The organism is Streptomyces sp. NPDC050418 (assembly GCF_044458745.1).
Taxonomy (GTDB): domain Bacteria; phylum Actinomycetota; class Actinomycetes; order Streptomycetales; family Streptomycetaceae; genus Streptomyces.
Genome location: NZ_JBITIG010000014.1, coordinates 89099 through 113015 on the forward strand (window position 1 = coordinate 89099; position 23917 = coordinate 113015).

The following is a 23917-nucleotide window of genomic DNA, read 5'->3' on the forward strand; positions in this document are numbered from 1 at the left end:
GCGCCGCGGCACGGGACGGTCGCTGTGGATCGGCGCCACACTGTCCGTCACCGTCGCCTTCTGTCTCACGTACGGCGCCGTGATCCTGCCCTCGCCCTCGTTCGACGGGATCGAGGATCTGCCGCTGCCCGGCGGCGCGGACCTCGGCGACCATCCGTACACCGTCACCGTCGAGATGAAGGACGTGGTCAGTCTCGTCCCGCAGTCCGCGGTGAAGGTGAACGACGTGGCCGTCGGACGCGTCACCGACATCAGCCTGAGCGGCACGGACACCTGGAGCGCCCGCGTCACGCTGCGCGTCAACGGCGATGTGCGGCTGCCCGCCGACACCGGGGCCCGGCTCGAACAGTCCAGCCTGCTCGGCGAGAAGTACGTGCAGCTCGTCGCGCCCGAGCACGGCGGGACGGGGTCCCTGCGCTCCGGTGACGTGATCCCGGTGTCCCGCACGGGACGCAACTCGGAGGTCGAGGAGGTCTTCGGTGCCCTGTCGCTGCTGCTCAACGGCGGTGGGGTCAACCAGCTCAAGACCATCACGCAGGAGCTCAACAAGGCGATCGGCGGGCGCGAGGACACGGTCCGTTCGACGCTGCGCCGCGTCAACACGCTGGTGACGAACCTGGACGACAACCGCGGCGCCATCACCGCCGCGCTCGACGGCGTCAACCGGCTCTCCTCGACGCTCTCGCACCGCAAGGAGGACGTGGCCACCGTGCTCACCGATCTGTCGCCGGGCCTCAAGACCCTGGAGAAGCAGCGGGGTTCGCTGATGACGATGCTGCGCTCGCTCGACCGGCTCAGCGGCGTCGCCATCGACACCGTCCACAAAGGCAAGGACGACATGGTGGCCGACCTCAAGGCCCTCGCTCCCACCCTCAAGGCGCTGGCGGACGCGGGCCGGGACCTGCCCGACTCGCTGGAGGTGCTGCTCACCTATCCGTTCACGGACGAGGTGCTGCGCGGGATCAAGGGCGACTACCTCAATGTCTATCTGGACCTGACGGCGGCGCCCGGGACACAGCTCATTCCTCCACTGACACCACCGGCGCCCTCGGGGTCTCCGTCCGCGAGGGCGGGGTCCGGCGGGTCGGCGCCGAAGGAGAAGGAGACGGAGAGGGAAAGGGAGAAGAGGGAAGAGCCGGCGCCGAAGAGCAGCAGTCCCGCGCTGCCCCTCCCCGCCACCTCCACACCGGACTCCGGGGGTGATGAGCAGTGATCACCCTCGCCGTCCGGCTCAAGAACCTCGCCTTCCTCGTCATCGCCGTCGTCGTCCTCGCCTACCTCGGGATCCGGTACGCGGATCTCGGGCGGTACGTCGGGGCGGCCGACTACTACACGGTGAAGGTCCAACTGCCCCGTACAGGCGGCCTGTTCACGCACTCCGACGTCACGTACCGCGGGGTGTCCGTGGGGCGGGTCGGGCCGATCGGGCTGACGGCGGACGGGGTGGAGGCCGAGCTGCGGATCAAGAAGTCCGCGTCCGACATCCCCGACGACGTACGGGCCGTGGTCGCCGGCCTGTCCGCGGTCGGCGAGCAGTACATCGACCTGCGGCCGCAGCGCGGTGACGGGCCCTACCTGGAGGAGGGTTCACGGATCGAGGCCACACGGACCGCTGTGCCGCGGCCGGTGACCGACGTCCTGCAGAGCGTCGACGATCTCACCACCTCCGTGCCGCTCGACTATCTGCGCACCGTCGTCGACGAGTTCGGCAAGGCTTTCGAGGGCCGCGGCGAGGACCTCCAGGTGCTGCTCGACAACGGCACCGAGTTCGTCCGGGCGGCCGACCGGGCGCTGCCCACGTCGGTCCGTCTGATGACGGACGGCGCCATCGTGCTGCGCACCCAGGCCGAGGAGGGCGAGGCGATCCGCGGCTTCGCCTCCGGGGCATCGCGGCTCGCGGCCACGCTCAAGGGCTCCGACGCCGATCTGCGCCGGCTCGTGATGGCCGCACCGGAGGCGGCCACCCAGATCAGCGGGCTGCTGCGGGACATGGACCCGGACCTGAGCGTGCTGCTCGCGAACCTCCTCACCACGTCCGAGATCGCCGTCACGCGGCAGCGCGGCACCGAGGAGCTGCTCGTGCAGCTGCCGCGGGCCGTCGCGGCGGGCGCCACGGCGGTGGACGGCAAGAAGGTCGGCTTCGGGATGAGCGTCACGTTCTTCAAGCCTCTGCCCTGTACGGCGGGTTACGGCGGTACGCGCTACCGGCTCGGCACGGACACGAGCCGGGCGCCCGCCCTCAACACGAAGGCGCGCTGCACGTCCCCCGCCTCCAGCGGCATCGGCGTCCGCGGCTCGGCGCACGCGCCCGGCAGCAGGGCCGTGCCCGATCCGGCGAAGCCCGGGGCGCTGAATCTGCCCTCGGTCGAGGAGAGCGGTGCGGAGCGTTCGTCCGGTGACATGGCCGCGCTGCTCGGCCTGGAAGGCAAGGGGGACGCATCGTGAGCCGGATCCTGACGGGCGTGGGACTCGCCGCCGCCGTCGCGCTGTGCGGCGCGGGCACATGGTCGTACGTCCAGGCGCGCACCGACGACGACCTCGCGTACGCGCGGGCCCGGGACGCGGCGCTCGCGGACGGGCGCTCGGCCGTCGCCGCGCTCTCGACGCTGGACGCCTCGTCGGCCGGGCGCGCGAAGGAGGGCATCGGCGCGTGGCAGGCGGTGACGTCCGGACCGTTGCGTACGGAGCTGACGGAACTGTCACCGGCCGCCGGTGCCTCCGCGCGCGGAGTCGTCACGGACGCGGCGCTCACTGCGCTCGACGACCACGCGGGCACCGCCAAGCTCATCGCGACCCTGCGCGTGGAGACCACGCCGAAGGGCGCCAAGTCCCCCACGACGGACCGCAAACGGCTCGAGGCGACGCTCGACCGGGCGGAGGACGGGACATGGAAGGTGCGGGCGCTCCATGCGGTGCCGGTGGCGGGGGTGGCGAAGTGAGCGGTACGGATACGGGTGTTGAGGTGTCCGGGGAAGCCGAAGCCGCAGCCGATGCCGCAGCCGATGCCGATGCCGGGCTTGCGGTCGGGGACGAGGTGGAGGGCGACACCGCGGATTCCGATGCCGCCGGTGCGGGCGAACAGGCCGAAGGCGGGTGGCGGCGCGGGCGCGTGGTCATCGCCGTCGCCGGAGTCGTCCTCGGGCTCGTCGGCGCGCTCGGGCTGCAGCAGGCGTACGCGCTGCGGTCCACCGATGCCGCGCACAACCAGGCCCTGACCGACGCCGCCGCCACGGCCCGCGTCAACGGGGATGTGAGCAGCGCGCTGGCCAAGGTGTTCTCGTACACGCCCGACGGCACCGAGGCGACGGAGCGCTCCGCCCGCGCTTCGCTCGACGGCCGCGCGGCCCGCCAGTACGCGCAGCTCTTCGCCCGGGTCAGGGCGGATGTACGCGATCAGAAGGTGACCCTCTCCACGCAGGCCGTACGTGTGGGCACCGTCAGTCTGCGCGGGGACACCGCGCATCTTCTCGTCTTCCTCGACCAGACCGCCGCGCGCGGATCCAAGAAGCCCACGACGTCCGCCGCCCAGCTGTCCGTCACCGCCGAACTGCGCGGTGACGTCTGGCGGATCGTCGACCTCAAGGCCCGCTGAAAGGACGCCCGATGGACCGCATCGCCCGGCCGCTGCTGCTCGCGGCCCTCGCCCTGACCCTCGTCGCGGGCGGCTTCGCCGTGTGGGCCGGCTGGTCCTGGTACGACGCGGCGCACAGCGGCACCGCCTCGTACGCGACCGCCCGCGACGACGCGCTCGCGGCGGGCGAGCAGGCCGTGCAGAACCTCAACACCCTCGACCACAAGGACCTGGGCGACGGGCTCGACCTGTGGGAGTCGTCCACGACAGGTGCGCTGAACGGCCAACTCGTCGACGGGCGCCCGGCGTTCGAGAAGCAGGTGCGCGAGGCGCGGACCGTCAGCACGGCCAAGGTGCTCGACGGCGCCCTGACCGAGCTGGACGAGCGGGCGGGCAAGGCCCGTGTCCTCGTCGCGCTGCGGGTCACCGTCACGGCCGCGGACGGCGAGTCCTCGCAGAAGGACAGCCGGATGCTCGGCGAACTCACGCGCGCCGACGGCCACTGGAAGCTCAGCGCCCTGGGTCAGGCCCCGGTCGGCGACACCGCGTCCGGCGGCTGAGCCGCGCGGCATCCACCGGCCGACCGAGCCTCCCCCTGGCTGCCCGACCACCCGAACCGACGGGAGCGGACCTGATGTCCAGCACACGCCACACCACCCGCCACCACCTCAACCGGCAGCGCCGCCTCGCCGCCGTACGGACTCCCGCACGGACTCCCGTACGCGAGACGGCCCGTACTCCGGAACAGGACATCGCCCCGGAGCGCGAGAGTCCGTCGGAGCGCGAGAGGCCGTCGGAGCGCGCGAAGTCCCCGGAGCGCAAGAAGCCCGCTCCCCGAGAACCCTGGAACCGCACCCCCGTCCGCATCTCCCGCCTCCGCGGACCGAGACCTGTCACCGCCCGCCGCGTCCCCCGGCCGCTCGCCGCCCTCTGCCTTCTCACCCTGCTGCTCGGCGGCTTCGCCGGCTGGGCGACCGCACGGGCGCAAGGTCTGCGGGACGAGGCCGCGCTGCGGAACTCCGCGCTGCTCGACCCCGCCCGGACCAGCGAGGTCAAGGGCCAGGCTGAGAAGGCGGTGAACGCCCTGTTCTCGTATGACCAGGCCGACCCTGCCGCGGCGAAGGCGGCCGCGGACCGGCTGCTCACCGGCAATGCGGTCGCCCAGCACCGCACCCTGCTCGCGCCGGTCCTGAAGCAGGCCGAGCAGCAGAAGACCGTGGTCACCACGACCGTCACCGACAGCGCGGTGGAGCGGATCGACGGTGACCGCGCCCGGGTCCTCGTGTTCGCCGACCAGAGCAGCACGGGCACCGTCGCGAAGGCCAAGACCGACGCGAACTACGCGGGCGCGATGCTCGCCGTCGACCTCGTCGAGAAGGACGGTACGTGGCGGGTCTCCGCCATCGACACCTTCGGCACCTGAGGGCGGTGAGCCCGAGTCACCCTGCCTGACCACGCCTGAGGACACCTGACCAAGCCTGAGGACACCTGACCACCGCACACGACGAACGCACCCCCGCCCACCGAAAGGGGAACCTCCCGTGCGCACCTCGCGTGACCGACGCCGCCGCCCGCGCCGCGCCACCCGTCTGAGGCGGGGCCTGCGCGGTACCGCCGTGGCCGTCGCCGCCTCCGCCCTGCTCACCGCGTCCCAGGCCTCGGACCTGCTCCGCGGCGCGGGCGGCGGCAGGGCGGGCGGCAGCGATCCGTTCTCCGTCCTCGACGAACCCCTCCCCCGCGTCGACTCCCAGGGCGACGACTCGTACCACACCGAACTCCCGCCCCTGGAAACGCCGGACGCCCCGGACGCCACCTTCTCCGCGCCCCAGGTGCGGGCCCAGTCCGGTATCCCGGCCACGGTCCTCGCCGCCTACCGGCGCGCCGAGAAGACCGTGGACCGTACGGATCCGGGCTGCCGGCTGTCCTGGCAGCTGCTCGCCGCGATCGGCAAGGTCGAGTCGGGGCAGGCCCGCGGCGGCGACGTGGACGCCGACGGCACCACGCGGCACCGGATCACCGGACCGGCGCTGGACGGCAACGGGTTCGCGCTGATCCTCGACACCGAGAACGGCGAGTGGGACGGCGACGCGGTGTACGACCGGGCGGTCGGGCCCATGCAGTTCCTGCCCGGCACATGGCGCCGCTGGGGCACGGACGGCAACGGCGACGGGCGCTCCGACCCGAACAACATCTTCGACGCGGCGCTCGGCGCCGGACGCTACCTGTGCGCGGGCAGCCGCGACCTGGGCACACCGGGCGGCCTCGAGCGCGGCATCCTCAGCTACAACTACTCGCGCGACTACCTCCGGACCGTCCTGTACTGGCTGGAGTTCTACCGCGACGGCGTGCACACCGTGCCCGACGGCAAGGGTGTCGTGCCGAAGAGCCCCGGCGCGGGGTCGAAGACTCCGGCCACGAAACCGGTCGGCGGGGACAAGGGGGACGGCGGCATCATCATCGGTCCGGGGCCCACGGAGAAGCCCGACCCGCCGAATCCGACCGACTCACCGGACCCCACGGAACCGGGCCCCGGCCCGTCGGACGAGGAGACACCGCCCACCGACCCGCCCACGGATCCCCCCGTCGACCCGCCCACGGACCCGCCGACCGACCCGCCGGTCACCGAGGACCCGACCGGCGGTCCCACCGATCCGGGCACCCCGACCGACTGCCCCTCGGAGAGCCCGGACCCGAGCGAGAGCCCGACCGAGTCCCCGACGGCCTCCCCCTCGCCCTCACCCTGCGCCTCGGCCTCGCCGAGCGCGTGACCCGCGGGCGCCGGCTCAGCTCCTGAGGTCGACGAGCAGCGGCGGTGCGTGCTCCCCGCGCACCGTCGTCAGGGAGAGGACCGCGTGTCCGGGCGGTACGGCGTGCGCGAGCTCGGAGGCCGACCAGCGTTCGCGCTCGACCTGGCGGACTGTGACCGACTGGGCGGTCGGCGCCTTGCCGGTGATGACCTTCCGTACGAAGTGGGAGACCTTCGTCAGCGGCTCGTCCGCGACGATCTGCCGGTCGGTGACATCCCGCGCCTCGATCCACTCCTTGCCCCAGACCTCCGCGAACTGCTGCCCGTCCCACGGGGTCACCCCGGAGAGCGCCATGCGGCAGCCCGCCGCGCCCAGCAGGGCGGTACGCAGCGGTGCGGCGACCTCGTCGAGCGTACGGAGGGTGAGGACCGTGCCCGCGTTCGCGGACCGCAGCCGCTGGATGCCGCGGACCGCCTCGGGCGTGATGGTGCGGGAGGCGTCGTCGAGGATCAGACAGGCGAAGAGCGAACGGTCCTCGCGGTGCGCGGCGCTCGCGGTGAACTGTGCGAGGACCAGCCGGGCGAGGATCCGTGAGGCGTCGGCGTGACCTCGTTCGGGCAGGTCGATCCGGACCCGGACGGGGTGGTCGAGGGCGCGCAGCGAGAACGGGCGGCTCTGGCCGGTCGTGTCGAAGAACCCGGCGAAGGCGGGCCGGTCGAGCAGCGCGACCCGGTCCGCGAGGAGAGCGCCGGGGTCGCCCGCGGTGCCCGACTGCCGTTCGCGCGCGTCGAGTTCGCGCAGCATCGGCTCGTCGCCCGCGTCGTGCAGCGCCTTGCGCAGGTCGGACAGCGGGTCGGGGGCGCCGTCGAGCAGCGCGCGGAGCTCGGGGACGGCCGGGAAGCGGCCGTGCACGGCCCGGTAGGGGCCGAGGAGCTGGGCGAGGACGGTGGCGGAGCGGCGGCTGTCACCGCCGGGGTGCGGGTCGGCGAGGTCGCCGACGAGCGCCTCCGCGAGGACGGCGGCGGCCTCGTCCGGATCGCCCGTGCCGCCGTACAGATCGAAGTCGTACTCGGAATCCGGGTGGCCGATCCTGATCACCACGTCGTAGTTCTCCGTCGGCCCGAGCCCCGCACCCGCCGCGCCGACGACCACCACGGCCGCGCGGCCCGCGAGCGCCTGGAGGCAGAGGGCCTCGGCGAGCGGGCGGATCACACTGCCGGTCTTGCCCGAGCCGGAGGGCCCGACGGCGAGGAAGCTGGTGCCGAGCAGTTCGGGGCCGAGGGCGAGTCCGGTGCCGCGGTAGGCGTACGGATTGCGCTGGTCGTCCGCCGCCTGGCCGAGGCGGACCTGGCCGGTGCGCAGGTCGTGGCGGGCGGTGCGGGTGGTGAGGTCGCGGGCGCCGGAGGGGTGCAGACAGGCGGCGGCGCCGTCGCTGAGCACGGCGCGCGTGAAGGTGTCGAGGGGGTGGCGCCCGGACCGTACGGACTGCCAGGCGCGCTCGATCCGCGCGAGGTCCACGTCCTGCATCCGGCCCGCGTCGGCCTCGGCGGCCAGCTTGTCGGCGGCCTGCGCGGCGCCGGCGGCACGGAGGTGGGGCCAGCGGGCCGGGTCCTCCTGGGGGGTGGTGACCGGGGCCTGGAGGGGCTCCGGGCGGCGGAAGCGTGGGGCGACGTAGCGGCGCCAGACCTCGGACCAGCGGCCCAGGCGGCCTACGGCGACCATGATGCCGAAGGCGATCAGGGCGTAGTACGCGTAGTAGATGGCGGCTCCCGTGTACCGGTCTCCCTCGAATCGCCAGGAGTCCGGCGTGACCAGCTCCAGGGGCACGATCCACCACCCGCCCAGATAGCCGTTCCACAGCAGCGACCACATGAGCCAGCCGCATAGGAACGCGATGAGCGCCCCGCTCAGCAGCTGCCGCGCCGGGATCTCGTCCGGCTCCTGCGCCGGGCGGGGGCGGTGGTTGAGGCGCCAGATGCCGGGGAGTGCGGTGGGGCGGGGGGCGCGCAGCCAGGCCAGGAACTCCGGGCCCCGTGGTTGCTGGGGGGTGGCGCCGGGGGCGCGCGTGGGGCGCGGCGGCGGTACCGGTGCGCTGCGCGTCGTGCGCGGCTCCTGGTGACCCTCGGTATCCATGGCCTTGCCCCCTGACCTGCCGGTCTGTCGGTCGTCTGCGGTGCCTCAATTTAGTCGGCCCGCAAGGGGAGTTCACAGTTTCGCGCGCCGCCGCGGCAGGGGGCGGCTTGTTTCTTTTTCCCCGACCCCGCCCCTTCCCGAAACCGGGGCTCCGCCCCGGACCCCGATGCGACCTCCGGTCGCAGGCCTCAAACGCCGGCCGGGCTGAGGCCACCACTGTCCGCGACGGACAACAACACCCGCCCACTTCTCCAGCACGGCGCATGCCCCCACCCCACCCCCGCCCCTAACCTGCGAAGAAGAACAACCGCGTCCAAACCCCCACATCGCCCAAGGAGCCCCTCATGAGTGCAATTCCGCAGGAGCGCCGCGTCGTCACCGCCATTCCCGGTCCGAAGTCGCAGGAGCTGCAGGCCCGGCGTACCGCCGCCGTCGCGGGCGGCGTGGGGTCCGTGCTGCCCGTGTTCACGGCGCGCGCGGGCGGCGGGATCATCGAGGACGTCGACGGCAACCGCCTGATCGACTTCGGCTCCGGCATCGCCGTGACCAGCGTCGGCGCCTCCGCCGAGGCCGTCGTCCGCAAGGCGAGCGCCCAGCTGCAGGACTTCACCCACACGTGCTTCATGGTCACGCCGTACGAGGGCTACGTGGCCGTCGCCGAGGCGCTGGCCGAGCTCACCCCCGGTGACCACGACAAGAAGTCCGCGCTGTTCAACAGCGGCGCCGAGGCCGTCGAGAACGCCGTCAAGATCGCCCGTGCGTACACCAAGCGCCAGGCCGTCGTCGTCTTCGACCACGGCTACCACGGCCGTACGAACCTCACGATGGCGCTGACCGCCAAGAACATGCCGTACAAGCACGGCTTCGGCCCGTTCGCCCCCGAGGTCTACCGCGTCCCGGTCGCCTACGGCTACCGCTGGCCGACCGGCGCCGAGAACGCCGGCGCCGAGGCCTCCGCCCAGGCCATCGACATGATCAACAAGCAGGTCGGCGCGGAGAACGTCGCCGCGATCATCATCGAGCCGGTGCTCGGCGAGGGCGGCTTCATCGAGCCCGCCAAGGGCTTCCTGCCCGCGATCGCCCAGTTCGCCAAGGACAACGGGATCGTGTTCGTCGCGGACGAGATCCAGTCCGGCTTCTGCCGTACGGGCCAGTGGTTCGCGTGTGAGGACGAGGGTGTCGTCCCCGACCTGATCACCACCGCCAAGGGCATCGCGGGCGGGCTGCCGCTCGCCGCCGTCACGGGCCGCGCCGAGATCATGGACGCCCCCCACTCGGGCGGCCTCGGCGGCACCTACGGCGGCAACCCGGTGGCCTGCGCCGGTGCGCTCGGCGCCATCGAGACCATGAAGGAGCTCGACCTCAACGCCAAGGCGAAGAAGATCGAGCAGATCATGAAGGCCCGCCTCACGGCGATGCAGGAGAAGTACGAGATCGTCGGCGACATCCGCGGCCGCGGCGCCATGATCGCCATCGAGCTCGTCAAGGACCCGGCGTCGAAGACCCCGAACCCGGAGGCGACGGCCGCGCTGGCCAAGGCCTGCCACGCGGAGGGTCTGCTCGTCCTGACCTGCGGTACGTACGGGAACGTCCTGCGCTTCCTGCCGCCGCTGGTCATCGGCGAGGAGCTCCTCAACGAGGGTCTGGACATCCTGGAGCAGGCCTTCGCCCGCATCTGACCGAGGTTGACCGGATATCCGGCGGAAATCCCGCTCCGGATGCGTCCCGAGTTGTGTGGACGTTTCCGGATGCGGGCCCGCCGACCTGGGGGAACAGTCGGAGCTTGTGAAGACCGTGTGCGGGCCCGATGGCGGGATGTCATTCCGCCTGTCGCACTCGCACCCCCAGGCGTAGGTTTTTCCCAGATGAGAGAAACACCCCGCCCACAGGGGACTGTGGGCGACCCCGGAGCGGAGCCTCCCCAGCCCCGCCCCGGATGTGCCCTCGCGCACACAGCCGGAGTCCCAGGCTCCGGTGAACCTCACCGATCGGACCGCCGCCCGCCCCAAACCCCCCGGGGCGCGCGGCACACCGATCCGGCCGGCCGTTGCGGAACCACCCCCCCTGTTCCGAAACGGCCGGCCCCTTTTCGTGGGGCCTCACGCGCCGCGCTCGCCGCCCTCTGCGCCCTGCTCTTCGCGCTCTTCACCTGGCAGGTCGTGTCCGACGGCCCTGTGAGCCGTCTGGACGAACGCCTCGGCACGGCGATCCGAACGGGTGGATTCCCGTCCGGGCTCGCGGAGTTCTTCGCCGATCTCGGCAATATCGCGGTGGCGGTCCCCGTGCTCGGTGCGGCGGTCGTGTGGAGCGTCGTCAGACCCGTACTCCCCGATGACCCCCGCCGCCGGCAGCGCCCGCTCGCCGCCGCACTCGCCCTCGCCCTGGTGCCCGCCCTCGTCGCCCCGCTCAAGGCCGCGATCGACCGCCCGGGCCCGCCCGGCATGGACGGGACCGGCGGCTTCTATCCGTCAGGCCACGCGGCCACCACGATCGTGGCGTACGGGGCGGCGGTGCTGCTGCTCCTGCCGTACACCCGTTTCCGGCATGAGCTCACCGCCCTCTGTGCGCTGGTGGTGGTGCTCAACGGGTTCGGCCTGGTGCGGCAGGGCTATCACTGGCCGCTCGACGTACTGGCGAGCTGGTGTCTGGGCGGCCTGCTGCTGCTCGCGGTCGCGGTCGTCAGTCCCCCGTCTCCTCCCGGGCAAGACCCGCCGCGGCCTCGTGCATGGCGAGTTCGAGGAGGCTCGGGTCGATGAGGGTGCCGGTGCCGTCCGGCGGGACGAGCCAGCGGACGCCGGCGCCCGTGGCGCGGCCCGGGTAGGGGACGACGATCCACGTGCCGCGGCCCGCGCCGCGCACGCCCGTGCCGACCCAGCGCCCCGCCGTGCCCGCGGGCACGAAGAAGCCCATCCGGGAGTCGCCGAAGTCGGCGAGGACGGGACCTGGGCGGTCGAGGCAACGGGTGAGGATCTCCAGCGTGGGAGAGCCGAGCTCGCCCGGCAGGATCAGGACGTCCCAGAGCCTGCCGGCCGGGAGCAGGGCGACCCCATGGGGGTTGCGTTCCCACTCCCAGCGGCAGGCCTCGGGATCCGGTGCGACCGATACGAGCCATTCGACTGCCGCCTTCACCCCGGTGCCGGTCATGGCGGGGCCTCCTTCTTCGCGTGCGTGGCTGGGCCTGACACGAAGGAGAGGGGCGGGCGGCGCTTTGCTTACGCGGGTTTCCGCTACTTGTTGGTAGTGAAGCGGGTCACAGGGCGCGTTCGACCGGCGTAATCCATACGAGACGACCGGTGACGCGGCTGTGGGCTCAGCTGTCGAAGCCGAAGCCGAAGCGGTCCATCACCTTCAGCCACGCGTTGCGCCGGCCCCCGTTGAGGTCCGCGCGGGCCAGGGAGCGCTTCGTGAGCTCGATGCCCGTCCAGGCGAAGGGCTCGGGCGGGAACGGCAGCGGCTTGCTGCGCACCATCTCCAGCTCGGTGCGTTCGGTGCGCTCGCCCGCGAGCAGGTCGAGCATCACCTCGGCGCCGAAGCGGGTGGCGCCCACGCCGAGGCCCGTATATCCGGCGGCGTAGGCGACCCGGCCCTTGTGTGCCGTGCCGAAGAAGGCCGAGAAGCGGGTGCAGGTGTCGATCGCGCCGCCCCACGCGTGGCTGAAGCGGACGCCGGCGAGCTGCGGGAAGCAGGTGAAGAAGTGCCGGGCGAGTTTGGCGTAGGTCTCGGGGCGGTGGTCGTACTCGGCGCGGACCTTTCCGCCGTACGGATAGATCGCGTCGTAGCCGCCCCACAGGATGCGGTGGTCGGCGGAGAGCCGGAAGTAGTGGAACTGGTTGGCCGAGTCGCCCAGGCCCTGGCGGCCGTTCCAGCCGATCGACGCGAGCTGCTCGTCGGTCAGCGGCTGGGTCATCAGCGCGTAGTCGTAGACGGGGACCGTGTACGGGCGCATCCGCTTGACCAGCGACGGGAAGACGTTGGTGCCGAGGGCGACATCGCGCGCGAAGATCCGGCCGTACGGGGTGCGCACCGCCATGCCCTCGCCCTGCCGGGCGAGTTCGGTGGCCGGGGTGTGTTCGTACAGGCGGACACCCAGGTCGAGGCAGGCCCGCTTGAGGCCCCAGGCGAGCTTGGCCGGGTGGAGCATGGCCACGCCGTCGCGGTCGTAGAGGCCGCCGAGGAAAGTCGGCGAGTCGACTTCCGCGCGCATCGCGTCCGCGTCCAGGAGGGAGACGTTGCCTTCGAGGCCGAGGGTCTTGATCTCCTCGTACATCTCGGCGAGTTCGGCCACCTGGTGCGGCTCGGTGGCGACGTCGATCTCGCCGGTGCGCTCGAAGTCGCAGTCGATGCCGTAGCGCTTGACGGCCTCCTCGATGGCGTCGAGGTTGCGCGCGCCGAGCTGCTCGAGCAGGCCGATCTCCTTCGGCCAGCGGGCCAGCCCGTTGCCGAGGCCGTGCGTCAGGGACGCGGCGCAGAAGCCGCCGTTGCGACCCGACGCGGCCCAGGCGATTTCCTGGGCCTCGACGAGGACGACGTCACGGGACGGGTCGCGTTCCTTGGCGATCAGGGCGGTCCACAGACCGCTGTATCCCCCGCCGACGACGAGCAGATCGCACCGCTCGTCGCCGGTCAGGGCGGGGAGTGCCTCGGGCCTGCCGGGGTCGTCGAGCCAGTACGAGACCGGCTTGGCGTCCGCGAGCGAGGCGAGGACTTCCGTGCTGCTCATGGCACGTGGGGCCATGATTTCCAACTCCCTCTGGGGACAGCCGTCCGCGTGTGAACGGCTGCCTATGCGTGTTTCTTACGGCGGTTCCCGACCAGGATCCCGGCCAGGACGCAGATCACGGCGATGGCGAACATCGCCGTGCCGATGACATTGATCTGCACGGGTGTGCCGCGCTGCGCCGAACCCCAGACGAACATCGGGAAGGTCACGGTCGAGCCGGCGTTGAAGTTGGTGATGATGAAGTCGTCGAAGGAGAGCGCGAAGGCGAGCAGCGCGCCCGCGGCGATACCCGGTGCCGCGATGGGCAGGGTGACGCGGACGAAGGTCTGCACGGGGCCCGCGTAGAGGTCGCGTGCGGCTTCCTCCAGGCGCGGGTCCATGGACATCACGCGGGCCTTGACGGCCGTCACGACGAAGCTCAGGCAGAACATGATGTGCGCGATGAGGATGGTCCAGAAGCCAAGCTGCGCGCCCATGTTGAGGAAGAGCGTGAGCAGCGAGGCGGCCATCACGACCTCGGGCATCGCCATCGGCAGGAAGATCAGCGAGTTCACGGCGCCGCGGGCCTTGAAGCGGTAGCGGGCGAGCGCGAAGGCGATCATCGTGCCGAGGACGGTGGCGCCGAGGGTCGCCCACAGGGCGATCTGCAGGCTGAGCGCGAGCGAGCCGCACATGTCGGCGACGCCGCACGGGTCGGCCCAGGCGTCGGTGGAGAACTCCCGCCAGGCGTAGTTGAACTTCCCGCTCGGGTTGTTGAAGGAGAAGACGAGCACGATCACGTTCGGCAGGATCAGGAAGCCGAGGGTGAGCAGGCCCGCGAGCACGACGAGGTTGCGTCGGATCCACCGTATGAAGGCAGCCATCAGACCAGGTCCTCCGTTCCGGCACGGCGGATGTAGAAGGTGACGATCAGCAGGATCGCCGCCATCAGGATGAAGGAGAGCGCGGCCGCGGTCGGGTAGTCGAGCACGGTGAGGAACTGCGACTGGATGACGTTGCCGACCATCTTCTCGCTGGTGGAGCCGAGGAGCTGGGCGTTGACGTAGTCGCCGCTGGCCGGGATGAAGGTGAGCAGGGTGCCCGAGACGACGCCCGGCAGGGACAGCGGGAAGGTCACCTTGCGGAAGGTGGTGAAGGGCCGGGCGTACAGGTCGCCGGCCGCCTCGTGCAGCCTGCCGTCGATCCGTTCCAGCGAGGTGTACAGCGGCAGGATCATGAACGGCAGGAAGTTGTACGTGAGTCCGCAGACGACCGCGAGCGGGGTGGCGAGCACCCGGTCGCCCTCGGTCAGGCTCAGCCAGTTGGTCACGTCGATGATGTGCAGGGTGTTGAGCACGTCCACGACGATGCCGTTGTCGGCGAGGATCGTCTTCCAGGCCAGCGTACGGATCAGGAAGCTGGTGAAGAACGGGGCGATCACCAGGATCAGGACGAGGTTGCGCCAGCGTCCGGCCTTGAACGCGATGAGGTACGCGAGCGGGTACCCGAGGAGCAGGCACAGGACCGTGGCGATGCCCGCGTAGAGGACCGAGCGCAGGAAGTGCGGCCAGTACTCGCCGAGTGCGTCCAGATAGGTCTGGAAGTGCCAGGTGACCTTGTAGCCGGACTCCAGGGAACCGGTCTGCACCGAGGTGGAGGCCTGGTAGAGCATCGGCAGCGCGAAGAAGACGACGAGCCAGAGCAGTCCGGGCAGCAGCAGCCAGTACGGGGTGAAGCGGCCGCGCTTCTTGGGAGGTTCGGCCGGTGGCCGAGCGGGCGCCTGGGGCGGCACGTCCGTGACCGTCATGCGGCCACCTCTTCCTCGGTACCCGCGTCGATGTCCTGCGCCGCGTCGAGCCCGAAGGAGTGCTCGGGGCTCCAGTGCAGGACGACCTCGGCGCCGGGGGCGAAGCGGCCGTCGCGCTCGACGTTCTGCACGTACACCTCGAACGCGTCGCAGACGGGCGAGTCGATGACGTACTGCGTGGAGACGCCGATGAAGCTGGACTGCGCGATCCTGCCGGTGATGCGGTTACGGCCCTCGGGGATCGTGCCCGCCTCGTCGGCGTGGGCGAGCGAGATCTTCTCCGGGCGGATGCCGAGCAGCACCTTGCCGCCGGTGCGGGTGTCGGCGCTGGTACGGGAGGCGGGCAGGGACAGCTTGGCGTCACCGGCCTTCACCACGAGGGTGTCGCCGCTCGTGTCGGCGACCTCGGTGGTGATGAGGTTGGAGGTGCCGAGGAAGTTGGCGACGAAGGTCGTGCTCGGGTTCTCGTAGAGATCGGCCGGGGAGCCGAGCTGCTCGACGCGCCCGCCGTTCATCACGGCGACCTGGTCGGCCATCGTCATGGCCTCCTCCTGGTCGTGCGTGACGTGCACGAACGTGATGCCCACCTCGGTCTGGATGCGCTTGAGTTCGAGCTGCATCTGGCGGCGCAGCTTGAGGTCGAGGGCGCCGAGCGGCTCGTCGAGGAGCAGCACCTTGGGGTGGTTGATCAGCGCGCGGGCCACGGCGACGCGCTGCTGCTGGCCGCCGGAGAGCTGGTGCGGCTTCTTGTGCGCGTGGTCGCCGAGCTGCACCAGGTCGAGCATCTCGCCGACCTGCTTCTTGGGCGACTTGATGCCGCGCCGGCGCAGCCCGAAGGCGATGTTCTCGAAGATGTCGAGGTGCGGGAAGAGCGCGTACGACTGGAAGACGGTGTTCACCGGGCGCTTGTACGGCGGCAGCGACGTCACGTCCTGGTCGCCGAGGTGCACGGTGCCCGAGCTGGGGTCCTCCAGGCCGGCGATCATGCGCAACGTGGTGGTCTTGCCGCAGCCGGAGGCGCCGAGCAGGGCGAAGAAGGAGCCCTCGGGGACGGTCAGGTCGAGCGGGTGGACGGCCGTGAAGGAGCCGTAGGTCTTGCTGATCCCGGAGAGGCGGACATCGCCGCGGGTGGTGTCGGTCATCGGTTACCTACAAGGGGATTCAGAGGGAGGGGCGGCGAAGAGGCCGAGGTCTGCGGGGACTGCGGGGTGCGGCAGGAGGTCGGCAGGGGTGCGGCAGCGGGTGCCGCGGGTGCGGCGGGTGTGCGGCTCAGGCGCCGGTGAGCTTGGCGAACTTCTCCTCGTACGTCGACTCCTCTTTGCTGCTCAGCGAGCGGAAGGAGTGCGAGAGGGCGGCCATCTCCTTGTCCGGGACGATCAGCGGGTCGTTCGCCAAGTCCTCGTCGATCTTGGCGAGTTCGGGCCTGACGCCCTCGACCGGGCAGACGTAGCTGATCCACGCGGCCAGCTGCGCGGCGACGGGCAGCTGGTAGTAGTGGTCGATGAGGAGCTCGGCGTTGGTCTTGTGCCGGGCCTTGTTGGGGATCAGCAGGTTGTCCGAGGACGTGTGGTAGCCGCTGTCCGGGATGTGGAACTTGATGTCCGGGTTGTCGGCCTGCAGCTGGACGATGTCGCCCGCCCAGGCGAGACAGGCCGCCAGGTCGCCCTTGTCGAGGTCGCCGGTGTAGTCGTTGCCGGTGAAGCGGCGGATCTGGCCCCGGTCGACGCCCTTCTGCAGCCGGGCGATGGCAGCGTCGTAGTCGTCGTCCTTGAAGGACTCGATGTCCTTGCCCATGTCGAGCATCGTCATGCCGACGGTGTCGCGCATCTCCGTGAGGAAGCCGACCTTGCCCTTGAGCTTGGGGTCGTCGAGCAGCTGCGAGACCGAGGTGACCTCGCGGCCGCCGGTGGCCTTCGTGTTGTACGCGATGACGGTGGCGATGCCCGTCCAGGGGAAGGAGTACGCGCGTCCCGGGTCCCAGTCCGGGTCCCTGAACTGCGGGGCCAGGTTGGCGAAGGCGTGCGGGGTGTTGGCGTGGTCGAGCTTCTGTACCCAGCCGAAGCGGATGAGCCGGGCGGCCAGCCAGTCGGTGACGTTGATCAGGTCGCGTCCGGTGTCCTGGCCGGCCGCGAGCTGCGGCTTGATCTTGCCGAAGAACTCGCTGTTGTCGTTGATGTCCTCGGTGTACTTCACCGATATCCCGGTGCGTTTCGTGAACGCCTCCAGGGTGGGCCGGCGGTTCTCGTCCTTGTCGTCGACGTCCATGTACTCGGTCCAGTTGGAGAAGGTGACGCGCTTCTCCTTCTTCGAGTGGTCGTCGGCGGCGACGCCGCCCTCGTTCTTGGCGGCCGCGGGGATGCCGCAGGCGCTGAGCGCCCCGAGGCCGCCGACGGTGAGGGCGCCGGCGCCCGAGGCGCGCAGCATCGCTCGGCGGGACAGCGCGCCCCGGCCACTGGTCATGCTGCGCCGCCAGGCGGCCAGTTGGACGGCGGAGGGGCGGTCGGGCTCGTACTGCTCCATGGCGCGTGATGCCCTTTCGGGAGGGTCCCCGTGGTGGGGGAAGGGTGCGGCCGCCGGGGCGGCCGACGGCCTATCGGTCTCCGAAGATCGTGCGGTGCCAGTCCTTCGCGGCGACCGCGGTGTTGTCGTACATGACGTGCTTCACCTGGGTGTACTCCTCGAAGGAGTACACGGACATGTCCTTGCCGAAGCCGGAGGCCTTGTGGCCGCCGTGCGGCATCTCGCTGATGATCGGGATGTGGTCGTTGACCCAGACACAGCCCGCCTTGATCTCACGGGTGGCGCGGTTCGCACGGAACACGTCGCGGGTCCAGGCGGAGGCGGCGAGACCGTACGGGGTGTCGTTGGCGAGGGCGAGGCCCTCGTCGTCGCTGTCGAAGGGCAGGACGACCAGCACCGGGCCGAAGATCTCCGACTGGACGACCTCGCTGTCCTGCGCGGCGTCCGCGATGAGGGTCGGACGGTAGTAGGCGCCGTCGCTCTTGGGCGCCTCGCCGCCGGTGACGATCCGCGCGTAGCCGCGGGCGCGCTCCACGAAGCCCGCGACGCGGTCGCGCTGCGCGTGGCTGATGAGCGGGCCGAGGTCGGTGTCGCCGGCGAACGGGTCGCCGACGCGCACGGACTCCATCAGCTCCTTGGTACGCGCCACGAAGGCCTCGTACAGCGGGCGCTGGACGTACGCACGGGTCGCAGCGGTGCAGTCCTGGCCCGTGTTGATCAGCGAACCGGCGACGGCGCCGTGCGCGGCGGCCTCGACATCGGCGTCGTCGAAGACGACGAAGGGTGCCTTGCCGCCGAGCTCCAGGTGGAGGCGCTTGACGGTGGCGGTGGCGACCTCGGCGACCCGCTTGCCCACCGCGGTGGAGCCGGTGAAGGAGGTCATGGCCACGTCGGGGTGGCCGACGAGGTGCTCGCCCGCCTCCTTGCCGGTGCCGGTGACGATGTTGATGACACCGTCCGGGATCCCCGCGGCGGTGGCGGCCTCCGCGAAGAGGAGCGAGGTCAGCGGGGTCAGCTCGGCGGGCTTGAGGACGATCGTGTTGCCCGCGGCGACGGCCGGCAGGATCTTCCACGCGGCCATCTGCAGCGGGTAGTTCCAGGGGGCGATGGAGCCGACGACACCGATCGGTTCACGGCGTACGTACGAGGTGTGGTCCCCGCTGTACTCGCCCGCGCTCTGGCCCGCCAAGTGCCGTGCGGCGCCCGCGAAGAAGGCGGTGTTGTCGATGGTGCCCGGTACGTCGAACTCGCGGCTCAGCTTGAGCGGCTTGCCGCATTGCAGCGACTCGGCCTGCGCGAACTCCTCCGCACGCTCGGCCAGGACGGCGGCGAAGCGGTGCAGCGCGTCGGAGCGCTCGCCCGGGGTGCTGCCCGCCCAGCCGGGGAAGGCGGCCTTCGCGGCGGCGACGGCGGCGTCCACATCGTCCGGGCCCGCGAGTTCGTACGTGTAGACCGTGTCGCCCGTGGCCGGGTCGATCACGTCGTGGGTGCGGCCCGACGTGCCGGGGCACAGCCGGCCGTCGATGTACTGCGCGCCGGCGGCGAGGCGCTGCTGCGCGGGGAAGTGCATCTCTGTCGCTCCAGGTTTCCGTAGCTCCAGCTCGATTTGAGTGCCGATCCTGACAGAGGAAAGGCCCTCCGCCAAGGGATTCCGTTGTTGCCTTTTGGTTACTCAACGGAATCTGTCGGCCAGGGTGTCGAGTGGCAAGGGAAAACGAGGGACGGACTGTCCGTGGTGCCTGCGAGACTCGCGTGTATGGCGATCGAGGCGACGGAATCAAAGATCGACGCGCTGGCCGAGCGGGTCAAAAACGGCGAGAACGTGAAATTCCTGCACTTCTGGGGACATACGGCACCTGCGGACGGTGCGGTCGGCCCGCATGTCCTGAGCCAGTGGTGGCCCGCCCTGTTCACGGTGGACGAGGTGGGCTACGCGACGGCGGAGCACTGGATGATGGCGGCGAAGGCCCGCCTCTTCGGTGACGAGGAGGCGGAGCGGGCCGCCGTCACGGCGAGCTCGCCCGGCGCCGCGAAGAAGGCGGGCCGCCTGGTGCGCGGCTTCGACGAGGAGATCTGGCGGCGCGAGCGCTTCGAGGTGGTGGCCGAGGGCAGCACCCACAAGTTCGCCGCACACCCCCAGTTGCGGGCGTATCTGCTCGGCACGGGCGACCGCGTCCTGGTCGAGGCCAGCCCGCTGGACCGCATCTGGGGCATCGGTCTTGCGGCCGCCGACGAGCGGGCCGCGGACCCGGGGCAGTGGCGCGGGCTCAACCTGCTGGGCTTCGCGCTGATGGAGGCGCGGGAGCGACTGCGCGCGGGGGTGTGAGGGTCAGGGGTACTGCGGCGCCGAGGCCTTGACGACGAGGTTGTCGCCGAAGTCGTACGGATCGTTGCCGTAGGGGTCGTAGTTGTTGACCACCACGAGGATCAGGAAGATCACGGCGAGGGCTGTGCCGACGCAGCCGCAGATCAGGCCCGCCAGGGCCTGGCCCGCGTTGTTCGCCTCGCCCCGGCTCGCCTTGCCGCGGCCGATCGCGCCGAAGATGATCGCGAGCACCCCGACGATGATCGCCACCGGCCACAGGCAGAAGAGCACGGCGGAGATGATCCCGAGCACCAGCGAGGCCGTGCCCATCCCGTTGCTCGCGGGCAGCGGCATGTGCGGCCAGCCGTAGCCGGGCTGGGCGCCGTAGTGCGGGAAGCCGGCCTGCGGACCGTAGCCGGGATAGCCGTAGCCCGGTCCGGGACCCTCGGGTCCGACCGGCGGCGGCGGGACGGCGCCGTCGGGGGCCGGACCGCTTGCGGCGTACGGGGGTTGGGCGCCCGGGTACGGCGCCTGGGCCGCGGGACCGCCCGGGTTCTGCCAGGGCCCGGCGCCCGGAGCGCCGTAGGCGGGGGCGGGGCCCTGCCGGTGCTGCTCGGCGGGCGGGGCCCAGATGTCGCGCTCCGGCGGTGCGTCCTGCGGCGCGGCCCCCTTCGTCAGGGAGACCTCCGGGGCCGGTCCCGGCTCCCCGGGCGCACCGAGCAGCGTCTCGCCGTCGTGGTTGCCGGGCAGCGGAGCGCCGATGGTCTCGGCCTCGGGGCGGGCGGCCGGGGCGGCGCCGATGGTCTCGGCCTCCGCGCCCGCGGCCGACGTGGGCACCGGACCGTCGACGACCGGCGTCCCGGCGTCCACCGACGACGCGAGCGTGTCGACATCGGAACCCACCTGCGTGGCCCCCGGGTCCACCGTGCCCTCGGGGGTCCGGTCGGCAGGGGGCGCCCACGGGTCCTGCTGGTCCCGCTGCTCGGGCGTCTGGTCTGCTTGCTCGGACATCGCCGTTCCCTTCAGCTCCCCGCGTCCCGATCTTCCGGATCCGGGCGTCCCGACATGCTACGGGCAGGCCGCGCACCCGCCCCGGGCGCCTGCCCAAGGGGGGAGCACGCCCCGCACCTACGATGATCCCGACGCGTCACCGCCGTTACCCGGTGGGCCGCATCGCCACGCGTCGCCACCGCACAGCAACCGCACTCCCCCGGAGGACCCCGTGACCGCGACGGATCTGACCCCCTTCATCGCCGGGCTGCCCAAGGCCGAGCTGCATGTGCACCACGTCGGCTCCGCCTCGCCCCGTATCGTCGCGGAACTCGCCGCCCGCCACCCCGACTCGAAGGTCCCCACCGACCCCGAGGCGCTCGCGGACTTCTTCACGTTCACGGACTTCGCGCACTTCATCGAGGTGTACCTGGCGGTCGTCGACCTCGTCCGCACGCCGCAGGACGTCCGCGACCTCACCTTCGAGGTGGCCCGCGACATGGCCCGCCAGAACATCCGGTACGCGGAACTGACCGTCACGCCGTACAGCTCGGTACGGCGCGGGATCGACGAGCGTGGCTTCATGGAGGCGATCGAGGACGCGCGCAAGGCCGCCGAGTCCGAGTTCGGCACGGTCCTGCGCTGGTGCTTCGACATTCCCGGCGAGGCCGGCCTCGAGGCCGCCGAGGTGACCGCGCGCCTCGCGACGGACGACGCCCTGCGCCCCGAGGGCCTTGTCTCCTTCGGTCTCGGCGGACCCGAGATCGGCGTCCCGCGCCCGCAGTTCAAGCCGTACTTCGACCGGGCGCGCGCGGCCGGACTGCGCTCGGTCCCGCACGCGGGCGAGACCACGGGCCCGCAGACGGTCTGGGACGCGCTGCGCGAGCTGGGCGCCGAGCGCATCGGCCACGGCACCAGCTCCACCCAGGACCCGGCGCTCCTCGCGCACCTCGCCGAGCACCGCATCCCGCTGGAGGTCTGCCCGACGTCGAACATCGCGACGCGTGCGGTGGCGACGCTGGACGAGCACCCCGTCAAGGAGATGGTGCAGGCAGGCGTCGTCGTCACCATCAACTCGGACGACCCGCCGATGTTCGGCACGGACCTCAACTCCGAGTACGCGGTGGCGGCCCGCCTCCTCGGCCTCGACGAGCGCGGCCTGGCGGCCCTCGCGAAGAACGCGGTCGAGGCGTCCTTCCTGGACGCGGCGGGCAAGGCGCGGATCACCGATGAGATCGACGCGTACGTCACGCAGTGGATGGCGTGACCGCCCCCCTGGCGCTTCCTGAGCACCCGGCCGGGGCACCGACCGGGCCGGGACAGGCCTCAGGCGACCCGCACCACGTACTTGCCCCGCACACCCCCGGCCTCCAGGGCCCGGTGCGCCTCGCCGATCGCGTCCAGCGGGAAGACGCGGTCCACGAGCGGGCGCAGCGCCCCCTGTTCCACGTACGAGGCGAGGTCGTCGAAGAGCGCCGTCTTCGGATTGCCGCTGAAAAAGCGCACCCGGCCGCGCCCGTGCACCCCACTGGCGAGCACTGAGCCGAGCGAGGCGGCCACCCGGTCGAGGTCGAAGGCGATGGCGACCATCCGGCCCTTCGGGGTGAGCAGCCGGCGGTAGGCGGCGAGGTCCTTGCCGACCGTGTCGAGAACGACGTCGTAGCGCCCGAGGCCGGCCGGTGCGGCGGTGCGGTAGTCGAGGGCCTCATCGGCGCCGAGGTCGCGTACGAGGCCGAGGTTGCCGGCCCGGGCGAGGCCCGTGACGTGCGCGCCCATCGCCTTGCCGAGCTGGACGGCGACGTACCCCACTCCGCCGGTCGCGCCGCGGACCAGGAGACGTTCGCCCGGGCGCAGGCCCGCCTTGTCGCGCAACGCGGTGATCGCCGTGGTGCCCACGGGCAGTGCGGCGGCCTCATGGAGGTCGATCCGGTCGGGGATCCGTCCGAGCCGCTCGGGGCGGACGGCCAGGTATTCGGCGGCGCTTCCGAATCCCGAGCCGCGGCCCATCACACCCCAGACCCGGTCCCCCACCGCGACACCGGACGCGCCCGCGCCGAGCGCGGCGACGGTCCCCGCGAAGTCGAGCCCCGTGCGCTGCGGGAACTTCCGGCCCGTCACGAGCCGCACCCGCCCCGAACGGGCCGCGAGCTCGCCGCCGTTGACGCTGACCGCCGCCACCCGCACCAGCACCTCGCCGGGGCCGGGCACGGGCCGGTCCGCCTCGCCCACGTACAGCACCTCGGGTCCGCCGAAGCGGTCGTACAGCGCGGCGCGCATCTTCTCGGTCATGTCCCGTACCTCGTCCGTCGGCTCCTGGTCCTTCGAACGTACGGTGGCAAGTGGACGACACCGTCCGTTTGGACCGGAGGTGAGAAAGATCGACGAGGATTCCTCTCGCTTGCGTGCGGACGCCCTGCGCAACCGGCAGCGCATCCTGGAAGCGGCCCGCGCGGCCTACGCCGAGCACGGCGTGGAAGTGCCGATGGCCACGATCGCGCGCCGGGCCGAGGTGGGCGTCGCCACGCTCTACCGGCGCTTCCCCACCCGTGACGACCTGATCCGCGAGGTCTTCGCCGACCAGCTGGAGGCCTGCATCGCCGCGTTCGACGAGGGCCTGGCGGACCCCGACCCCTGGCGCGGCTTCTGTCATGTGATCGAGCGGATCTGCGCCCTGCAGGCCGCCGAACGAGGGTTCACCGCGGCCTTCCTCGACGCCTTTCCCGACACCGCGGGCGAGCACGCCCGGCTGCGGCGGCAAGGCGAACGGGACTTCGCGGGCCTCGTCCGCCGGGCGCAGGAAGCGGGGGCGCTGCGCGCGGACTTCCATCCCTCCGACCTGACCGTCCTCCTCGTCGCCAATGCCGCACTCGGCGCGACACCCGACCCGTCCGCCGCCTCCCGGCGCCTCGTGGCCCTGATGCTCGACGCGTTCCGCACGGATGCCGTACGTCCGCCGCTGCCCCCGCCCACCGGGCTCGACCTGCGTCAGCTCGGCGGGCTCTAGGGATCATCCCTGAGCATCACGCAGTTGAGGCCGTCGGCACCCCCAGGGTCACACCAGGGGCGGCACCCTCCGTCGCGATGATCCGGGGCGGCCCGGTGCTCAGCAGGATGGAAGCCGTTCAGTCCGGCACGGCACAAATAC

At 71.7% G+C, this 23917-nt stretch carries 22 protein-coding genes; 12 read left to right on the forward strand and 10 right to left on the reverse strand.

The genetic code is table 11. The features are described 5' to 3' along the window. The first annotated feature begins 40 nt into the window (after positions 1 to 40). From ACIBI4_RS29690 to ACIBI4_RS29720, 7 genes are all read left to right on the forward strand, one after another. Positions 41 to 1213: an MCE family protein gene (locus tag ACIBI4_RS29690; RefSeq protein ID WP_399207347.1), complete on the forward strand. Its 1173-nt coding sequence runs from the start codon at positions 41 to 43 to the stop codon at positions 1211 to 1213. Continuing rightward, on the forward strand, positions 1210 to 2445 hold the full coding sequence (locus ACIBI4_RS29695; RefSeq protein WP_399207222.1) for an MCE family protein: 1236 nt from the start codon (positions 1210 to 1212) through the stop codon (positions 2443 to 2445). The genes ACIBI4_RS29690 and ACIBI4_RS29695 overlap by 4 nt, the downstream gene beginning before the upstream one ends. Continuing rightward, positions 2442 to 2939 (forward strand): hypothetical protein, encoded by a 498-nt coding sequence (locus ACIBI4_RS29700; RefSeq protein WP_399207223.1) that lies wholly within the window; start codon positions 2442 to 2444, stop codon positions 2937 to 2939. The genes ACIBI4_RS29695 and ACIBI4_RS29700 overlap by 4 nt, the downstream gene beginning before the upstream one ends. Positions 2940 to 2962: 23 nt before the next feature. Further along, entirely contained in the window at positions 2963 to 3592 is a 630-nt protein-coding gene (locus ACIBI4_RS29705) for a hypothetical protein (RefSeq protein WP_399207224.1), read from the forward strand. 11 nt (positions 3593 to 3603) lie between these two features. Beyond that, on the forward strand, positions 3604 to 4131 hold the full coding sequence (locus tag ACIBI4_RS29710) for a nuclear transport factor 2 family protein (RefSeq protein WP_399207225.1): 528 nt from the start codon (positions 3604 to 3606) through the stop codon (positions 4129 to 4131). A gap of 74 nt (positions 4132 to 4205) precedes the next feature. Then, complete coding sequence (locus tag ACIBI4_RS29715) at positions 4206 to 4994, forward strand: hypothetical protein (protein ID WP_399207226.1); 789 nt, start codon at positions 4206 to 4208, stop codon at positions 4992 to 4994. A gap of 118 nt (positions 4995 to 5112) precedes the next feature. Then, positions 5113 to 6339: a lytic transglycosylase domain-containing protein gene (locus tag ACIBI4_RS29720; protein ID WP_399207227.1), complete on the forward strand. Its 1227-nt coding sequence runs from the start codon at positions 5113 to 5115 to the stop codon at positions 6337 to 6339. A 15-nt stretch (positions 6340 to 6354) separates the two neighbouring features. On the opposite strand, the gene ACIBI4_RS29725 is transcribed toward ACIBI4_RS29720, so the two are convergent. Continuing rightward, positions 6355 to 8451, reverse strand: coding sequence for an ATP-binding protein (locus tag ACIBI4_RS29725; protein ID WP_399207228.1), 2097 nt, complete (start codon positions 8449 to 8451; stop codon positions 6355 to 6357). 344 nt (positions 8452 to 8795) lie between these two features. On the opposite strand from ACIBI4_RS29725, the gene gabT reads away from it, so the two are divergent. After that, a complete protein-coding gene (gene gabT, locus ACIBI4_RS29730; protein ID WP_399207229.1) occupies positions 8796 to 10130 on the forward strand; it encodes a 4-aminobutyrate--2-oxoglutarate transaminase in 1335 nt (444 codons plus the stop codon). Positions 10131 to 10610: 480 nt separating this feature from the next. After that, entirely contained in the window at positions 10611 to 11207 is a 597-nt protein-coding gene (locus ACIBI4_RS29735; protein ID WP_399207230.1) for a phosphatase PAP2 family protein, read from the forward strand. Here ACIBI4_RS29735 and ACIBI4_RS29740 read toward each other — a convergent pair. The 7 genes from ACIBI4_RS29740 to ACIBI4_RS29770 all read right to left on the reverse strand — a co-directional run bounded on the left by ACIBI4_RS29740 (position 11131) and on the right by ACIBI4_RS29770 (position 19047). Then, positions 11131 to 11595, reverse strand: a complete 465-nt coding sequence (locus ACIBI4_RS29740) for a hypothetical protein (RefSeq protein WP_399207231.1) — start codon at positions 11593 to 11595, stop codon at positions 11131 to 11133. The two genes, ACIBI4_RS29735 and ACIBI4_RS29740, sit on opposite strands and share 77 nt — an antisense overlap. Before the next feature lie 166 nt (positions 11596 to 11761). After that, a complete protein-coding gene (locus ACIBI4_RS29745) occupies positions 11762 to 13186 on the reverse strand; it encodes an NAD(P)/FAD-dependent oxidoreductase (protein WP_399207232.1) in 1425 nt (474 codons plus the stop codon). A 47-nt stretch (positions 13187 to 13233) separates the two neighbouring features. Next, positions 13234 to 14034, reverse strand: a complete 801-nt coding sequence (locus tag ACIBI4_RS29750; RefSeq protein WP_399207233.1) for an ABC transporter permease — start codon at positions 14032 to 14034, stop codon at positions 13234 to 13236. Next, positions 14034 to 14957 (reverse strand): ABC transporter permease, encoded by a 924-nt coding sequence (locus ACIBI4_RS29755; protein WP_399207234.1) that lies wholly within the window; start codon positions 14955 to 14957, stop codon positions 14034 to 14036. The genes ACIBI4_RS29750 and ACIBI4_RS29755 overlap by 1 nt, the downstream gene beginning before the upstream one ends. Then, positions 14954 to 16099, reverse strand: coding sequence for an ABC transporter ATP-binding protein (locus ACIBI4_RS29760; RefSeq protein WP_399207235.1), 1146 nt, complete (start codon positions 16097 to 16099; stop codon positions 14954 to 14956). Before ACIBI4_RS29760 ends, ACIBI4_RS29755 begins: the two co-directional genes overlap by 4 nt. 127 nt (positions 16100 to 16226) lie before the next feature. Further along, on the reverse strand, positions 16227 to 17477 hold the full coding sequence (locus tag ACIBI4_RS29765; RefSeq protein ID WP_399207236.1) for a PotD/PotF family extracellular solute-binding protein: 1251 nt from the start codon (positions 17475 to 17477) through the stop codon (positions 16227 to 16229). Between the two features lie 70 nt (positions 17478 to 17547). Continuing rightward, positions 17548 to 19047, reverse strand: coding sequence for a gamma-aminobutyraldehyde dehydrogenase (locus tag ACIBI4_RS29770; RefSeq protein ID WP_399207237.1), 1500 nt, complete (start codon positions 19045 to 19047; stop codon positions 17548 to 17550). 186 nt (positions 19048 to 19233) lie between these two features. On the opposite strand from ACIBI4_RS29770, the gene ACIBI4_RS29775 reads away from it, so the two are divergent. After that, positions 19234 to 19803, forward strand: coding sequence for an NADAR family protein (locus ACIBI4_RS29775; RefSeq protein ID WP_399207238.1), 570 nt, complete (start codon positions 19234 to 19236; stop codon positions 19801 to 19803). A gap of 3 nt (positions 19804 to 19806) precedes the next feature. Here the strand turns inward: ACIBI4_RS29775 and ACIBI4_RS29780 are convergent, their stop codons facing one another. Beyond that, entirely contained in the window at positions 19807 to 20793 is a 987-nt protein-coding gene (locus ACIBI4_RS29780; protein ID WP_399207239.1) for a DUF4190 domain-containing protein, read from the reverse strand. 211 nt (positions 20794 to 21004) lie between these two features. Between ACIBI4_RS29780 and ACIBI4_RS29785 the strand changes: the two genes are divergently transcribed. Beyond that, positions 21005 to 22039 (forward strand): adenosine deaminase, encoded by a 1035-nt coding sequence (locus tag ACIBI4_RS29785; RefSeq protein ID WP_399207240.1) that lies wholly within the window; start codon positions 21005 to 21007, stop codon positions 22037 to 22039. A gap of 59 nt (positions 22040 to 22098) precedes the next feature. Here the strand turns inward: ACIBI4_RS29785 and ACIBI4_RS29790 are convergent, their stop codons facing one another. Then, positions 22099 to 23061, reverse strand: a complete 963-nt coding sequence (locus tag ACIBI4_RS29790) for an NAD(P)-dependent alcohol dehydrogenase (protein WP_399207242.1) — start codon at positions 23059 to 23061, stop codon at positions 22099 to 22101. 109 nt (positions 23062 to 23170) lie between these two features. Here ACIBI4_RS29790 and ACIBI4_RS29795 point away from each other — a divergent pair, with 109 nt between their 5' ends. Then, complete coding sequence (locus ACIBI4_RS29795; protein WP_399207243.1) at positions 23171 to 23776, forward strand: TetR/AcrR family transcriptional regulator; 606 nt, start codon at positions 23171 to 23173, stop codon at positions 23774 to 23776. The last annotated feature ends 141 nt before the right edge of the window (positions 23777 to 23917 follow it).

Coding starts and splice junctions, on each gene's coding strand:
- ACIBI4_RS29740 (WP_399207231.1), bottom strand. CDS start 11,595: ATGACCGGCACCGGGGTGAAGGCGGCAGTCGAATGGCTCGTATCGGTC.
- ACIBI4_RS29750 (WP_399207233.1), bottom strand. CDS start 14,034: ATGGCTGCCTTCATACGGTGGATCCGACGCAACCTCGTCGTGCTCGCG.
- ACIBI4_RS29715 (WP_399207226.1), top strand. CDS start 4,206: ATGTCCAGCACACGCCACACCACCCGCCACCACCTCAACCGGCAGCGC.
- gabT (WP_399207229.1), top strand. CDS start 8,796: ATGAGTGCAATTCCGCAGGAGCGCCGCGTCGTCACCGCCATTCCCGGT.
- ACIBI4_RS29755 (WP_399207234.1), bottom strand. CDS start 14,957: ATGACGGTCACGGACGTGCCGCCCCAGGCGCCCGCTCGGCCACCGGCC.
- ACIBI4_RS29760 (WP_399207235.1), bottom strand. CDS start 16,099: ATGACCGACACCACCCGCGGCGATGTCCGCCTCTCCGGGATCAGCAAG.
- ACIBI4_RS29725 (WP_399207228.1), bottom strand. CDS start 8,451: ATGGATACCGAGGGTCACCAGGAGCCGCGCACGACGCGCAGCGCACCG.
- ACIBI4_RS29780 (WP_399207239.1), bottom strand. CDS start 20,793: ATGTCCGAGCAAGCAGACCAGACGCCCGAGCAGCGGGACCAGCAGGAC.
- ACIBI4_RS29775 (WP_399207238.1), top strand. CDS start 19,234: ATGGCGATCGAGGCGACGGAATCAAAGATCGACGCGCTGGCCGAGCGG.
- ACIBI4_RS29710 (WP_399207225.1), top strand. CDS start 3,604: ATGGACCGCATCGCCCGGCCGCTGCTGCTCGCGGCCCTCGCCCTGACC.
- ACIBI4_RS29745 (WP_399207232.1), bottom strand. CDS start 13,186: ATGGCCCCACGTGCCATGAGCAGCACGGAAGTCCTCGCCTCGCTCGCG.
- ACIBI4_RS29790 (WP_399207242.1), bottom strand. CDS start 23,061: ATGACCGAGAAGATGCGCGCCGCGCTGTACGACCGCTTCGGCGGACCC.
- ACIBI4_RS29770 (WP_399207237.1), bottom strand. CDS start 19,047: ATGCACTTCCCCGCGCAGCAGCGCCTCGCCGCCGGCGCGCAGTACATC.
- ACIBI4_RS29765 (WP_399207236.1), bottom strand. CDS start 17,477: ATGGAGCAGTACGAGCCCGACCGCCCCTCCGCCGTCCAACTGGCCGCC.